The organism is Streptomyces sp. AC627_RSS907 (genome assembly GCF_019049165.1).
Window position 1 is genome coordinate 1 of sequence record NZ_JAGMUE010000874.1, and the last position, 570, is coordinate 570.

Here is a 570-nt window from a genome sequence, read left to right on the forward strand (position 1 = left end):
GGATCGGGTCGGGCACCCGCATCATGATCACGTCGGCCTCGGCGGCGGCCTCGGCGGGGGTCACCACGCGCAGGCCCTGCTCCTCCGCCTTGGCCCGGGACTTCGAGCCCTCGTGCAGGCCGACCCGGACGTCGACGCCCGAGTCGCGCAGGGACAGCGCGTGGGCGTGACCCTGGCTGCCGTAACCGAGGACCGCGACCTTGCGGCCCTGGATGATGGACAGGTCTGCGTCGGCGTCGTAGAACAGCTCGGCCACTTCGGGTATCTCCTAGCTTCTGGGTGGTGCGACCCACCGTATGACGGCTGGGCGGGGGAAGGGTTGGGGGTCTCGCTATCCGGTCCCGCGGGCCGGCCGGAATCCGCCGGGATGGGGCGGTCGCGGCCGGCCTGGCGCGCGGACTGGGGGCGCGTGCGCGGTGGTGCGCGGAGCGCGGTGGCGGCGGGGTGGCGCCGGGCTGTCCCCGGGGTACGGGGCGGGCGCGGGCGGCCCGTTACGCGGAGCGGTCGAGGGCGCGCAGGCTCCGGTCCGTGATGGAGCGCGCGCCCCGCCCGATGGCGATGGTGCCGGAC

General features: G+C 75.8%; 1 protein-coding gene. It reads right to left on the reverse strand.

Going from position 1 to position 570, the window contains the following annotated elements:
- Positions 1 to 256, reverse strand: a 256-nt coding sequence (locus tag KUM32_RS39150; RefSeq protein WP_217146524.1) for an NAD(P)-binding domain-containing protein, incomplete at its 3' end; no start/stop codon positions are given.
- Between the last annotated feature and the right edge of the window lie 314 nt (positions 257 to 570).